General features: G+C 35.0%; 3 protein-coding genes and 1 tRNA gene. 1 reads left to right on the forward strand and 3 read right to left on the reverse strand.

The features are described 5' to 3' along the window. Nucleotides 1-261: 261 nt before the first annotated feature. A tRNA-Phe gene (locus ACFO3G_RS03760) sits at nt 262-334 on the reverse strand. 428 nt (nt 335-762) lie between these two features. Further along, nucleotides 763-1500, reverse strand: a complete 738-nt coding sequence (locus tag ACFO3G_RS03765; protein ID WP_380078125.1) for a hypothetical protein — start codon at nt 1498-1500, stop codon at nt 763-765. 798 nt (nt 1501-2298) lie between these two features. Here ACFO3G_RS03765 and ACFO3G_RS03770 point away from each other — a divergent pair. Continuing rightward, nucleotides 2299-2568 carry a hypothetical protein gene (locus tag ACFO3G_RS03770; RefSeq protein ID WP_380078127.1) on the forward strand — a complete coding sequence of 90 codons (270 nt, stop codon included), beginning with the start codon at nt 2299-2301 and terminating at the stop codon, nt 2566-2568. 729 nt (nt 2569-3297) lie between these two features. Here the strand turns inward: ACFO3G_RS03770 and ACFO3G_RS03775 are convergent. After that, complete coding sequence (locus ACFO3G_RS03775) at nt 3298-3807, reverse strand: hypothetical protein (protein ID WP_380078129.1); 510 nt, start codon at nt 3805-3807, stop codon at nt 3298-3300. Nucleotides 3808-4052 lie beyond the last annotated feature (245 nt).

Below are 4052 nucleotides of genomic sequence, written 5' to 3' on the forward strand. Positions count from 1 at the left end.
AAAATTTTAGAAGACTGACGATTGATTATGAGTTTCATGCCGCTACTGCAGAGGCTATGGTTCAACTTGCTTTCTGCAAAATATTGCTTAATAAATTCTCTGAATAATTTTTAAACAGCTTCTTAATATAAAGGCAACAGTATCTAAAAAAACTCTTCTACTCGTGCTTCTATTTTTCTCGTTGTGCACGCGGCTATAAAAGAAAAGCTCCTGATTTCGCTTGAAAATCAGGAGCTTATGTTGTTTTTCTTTTCTTTGAAGTGGTGCCACCAGGAATCGAACCGGGGACACAAGGATTTTCAGTCCTTTGCTCTACCAACTGAGCTATGGCACCTTGTTTTGTTTGTCTCTCAAAACGGTTGCAAAGATAGGGCTTATTTTTTAACCTCCAAATATTTTAGTGAAGTTTATGAGCACTATTTTTTATAATATCTACTAAGTATTTCTTATCTATACCTTTAAGAAATGAAAGTTTTTTATCTTTTCTCTTTATCTGCTTCCCCTTTTTCTCTATTCTTCGTGTATCAAAGCCGGCTGTCAGATAAATTATTCTCCATTTGAAACATGGAGATTGGGGTCGGTCAAAGCCTGATGTCCGGTAAGAGAAAGTTCTTTTGTTACTAAACAAGTTTCTCCTGTCCTAATTCTTCGTAATATAGATTGGAAACATCAGATAAGATGTGTTGTGAAAAAGCACATACAACGATTTGTTGTTGGAAGATGTAGTAAAAAACTTTTCATCCTTACCTGTTTGGAGGGTGATTATCTGTTTTGTGCATGAAGTTTATCTACAAAGTTGTTTATGTCTTGTCCCTCTTTTTTGATCATTTCATTGTGATATTTAAGAGCTTCACCAAATTCTATTCGTGAGATTTCAGCACGGTGACTTGCAACAAATCTTTCGCTGCATTCATTGGCAAGGAGGATGCAAAAGTCATTTAGTTTCTCTTCGTCAAAGAGCAGAATCAATTCTGTATCCTCTTGCAATTTTCTGGCATCACGATGACATTCAGCATATAACTTTGCGGCAGCTCCTGTAAAATGATTAAACTGATCTTTGTGGTTTTTGAAATATTCAAACTGCTCGATAAGCATATCATAAGAATCTCGAAAGAGATCGAAGTCGGTTGTACTTCTCATAACCTCCAGTGCATCATATATCTTGAATGCACCACTCAGCAGTTTAATATTTTTATCATCAAAACTTGCATATGCATCTTGTGCCAATGCTATCTCTTTCTCAACATAGGAGGTTACCTTCTCAGTATTTTTTTTGAGTTCATTCAATTTATCTTGGGACTCTTCCTTAAAAACTTGCATCAGTCGAGATTTTCGTTTGCGATGTAAGGATGGGATACATACAGCCGTAATGACTGCAAGAAGAAGATTTATGACAAGGAAAACGGAACTTGTCGTATCTAAATGCGTTAGCCCAATGACAAAGTTTGCAGTTGTCACACAGAATACAATATAGTTGATGATTAATAATAGTTCGATCATTGTTAGACAGGGTGTTTGTATGAATAAAATCTTAAGACTAAATATCGTTTGATTGCATTGTTGTTATGAGTCTACTCTAAAATGGCATCAGTGCAGTTTGACTCTAAAGAAATATCTCTTCGACTTGGTTATATTATTTGCCGGCAAAGGTCAGTTACATAGGCTGTTGTAGACTTTTTACCCGGAACCAAAATTTGAACATAGAATACTTTGCATAGATGAGATCTCTTCCTTACAGCATATTTGGGGTTACCAAGAAAATAAAATGCACAAGTTATGGACTTAAGTTTATGAGACTTAATCGATTGACATCAAAAAGTTGCAATTGGCTTCAAATCTCCGGCATTGAATAAATGCAAATCCAATTTAAGAAAGTTTTAACTCGATTGTGAGTTTTTATTTTCTCTGTCAGCTTCGTTATAAAGGTACAACATAAATACAGATAAACCCAAAATATCATTATTACATTTTGTGGAAAAATCGCACGAACGATGTGCCCTTAAAAATATTGATTGATGCATCACATTGATGTTTCCCGGCACAATCTCAGATACTTTATATTCTTATAGTTTTTTATTCATGATACCTGAGACCTAAAAGAACTCCGATGCAATATGCATTATGAGGTACCAATTTTATAGGATAATAGCGTTGGCAAACAATATAAGACTCTATCATGAAAGATCGTTTTACAGGATTTTGATTATAAGATTTCTTTTTACTATCGTCTCCAAATGCTGTATTGTTGCAAAAATGGTACCTTTTGAGTATATTAGTCATCTACAAATAATAAATTTCATGGAGATAAGCATTTTACTTACCATACTTTTGATTGTCCTTTCGCTTGGCGGATTATTCCTCCTTGAGGGTAAGATATGTCCTATTAAAGAGGAACAAATCAATGACTCCGTAACCATCAAATATTATCTCATGAATAGTCTTTACAAATGGGCTGTGAAGTTCGAAATGAAAGACCTCTATATGTTAAATACTGTTACCTTGATTGGTATCCAAAAAGCTATTCAAACAAAGCTTATTCAACCTCTAAATCTCAAATTCGAGGGTTAGGGTCACCTGACCATTTTGCCGATTATGCTCGTTTTATAGTACGAAACGGGCTTTTTTTATGCGCTATTTTAACAAATAAGCTCGCGCGAGAAGCAATCTATTCTCGCGCGACTTTGGATCTGATCTCGCGCGACCTTGACATGCGAAGTCGCGATACTTCAGGTGCAACCTCGCGCGAGTTTACTTTCAATGTAGCGCGAGAATGGATTGCAAGTCGCGCGACCTTACAAAAAAGGCAGCCTGAAAGCTGTTTTTTGGTAGGCGAGAGATTGTTTCCGAGATGCTTTATATATAATTTAACATATGGCTATGTAGAATAATTTGCTTCCATTAGCTTTCTTTGGACAAAAGGGATTTTTTTGAGGCCAAAAAAGAGGTGTTTTCATGAAGAAACAGGCTCAAATAAATTTACATTATTTGACTAATAAGGTATAAATTCACACTAAATAAAAGCGATATTCTTCCGTCTCATAATTAGAATTTGTCGATGAGAATACTGTTTATAGAAGAAGAGAAGGTCCACTTTCTAAGTAATGGAAAGGACTCTTAATGGTAAAATTGCATGGGAGAAACAATGATATCAAATACTATGGCAATGGTATTAAAATAAAAGACATCAGCAATTTGAGTTATTGCTGATGTCTCATCCGGTTGATTATATACTATATAAGCTGTATGTGTTTGCTATTCGCTCGAAAATTTAACTTAAAGTTTTTTCTAAAACGGATATTATTTATGCTTTACAGATAGGTTATAATTGTAGTATTCCTTTTTGCCTGTAACATCCTCTATCACTTTGAGGAAGGGAGGAAACTTTAGGTTTTCAGGTTCTTTTACTCCCTCGATTTCGAGTATATTTAGACCAATATTAGGTTGAATGTAAGAATCCAACTCAAAATATTGCCCATGCCACACGAAATTTTTCCTGGTCTTTACAATTGTCTCTCTAAGAGGGTCTGCCATATGAAGCAACTCCACGTAGTGCCTTGGTGTGATCTTGCGTTCTGTCTCTATTTGCTCAGTCTCGGATACTTTTTTCTTTTTAGTTAAGAAATAGACATACGATCCTTGTTTGCCTCGTCTCCTAATTCTCACCTCTTCATCTTCTTCTGTCTGAATATAGGTTTGAGTAATCTCGCTTTCGGTACAATTGGGAATTTCTCCTACCACTTCAACGATATATTTTCTTTCCTGCTCAATGGGTACCGGTGTACCAAGTACATTGGATATCTCCTCCAATACACGATGAAGTTTTTTCTCAAAAGAGACCTCATTATCAATAATCCTTAAGTGGTGATGACCGGTCCATGCCTTAGAAGCTGTTTAAATTTAATTGAAAAACAATCTTATATAAGGAATTAATATATTGAATATCAGTAGGTTAGTTGATTTATTATTTGTAACTTTATGATTATCAAACAATTAAAGTTATGGAACAATATTCAACCAACCTGACTGATAAACAGTGGCAAGTTATCGAAAAA

This window comes from Falsiporphyromonas endometrii (genome assembly GCF_042654485.1).
GTDB classification, from domain to species: domain Bacteria; phylum Bacteroidota; class Bacteroidia; order Bacteroidales; family Porphyromonadaceae; genus Porphyromonas; species Porphyromonas endometrii.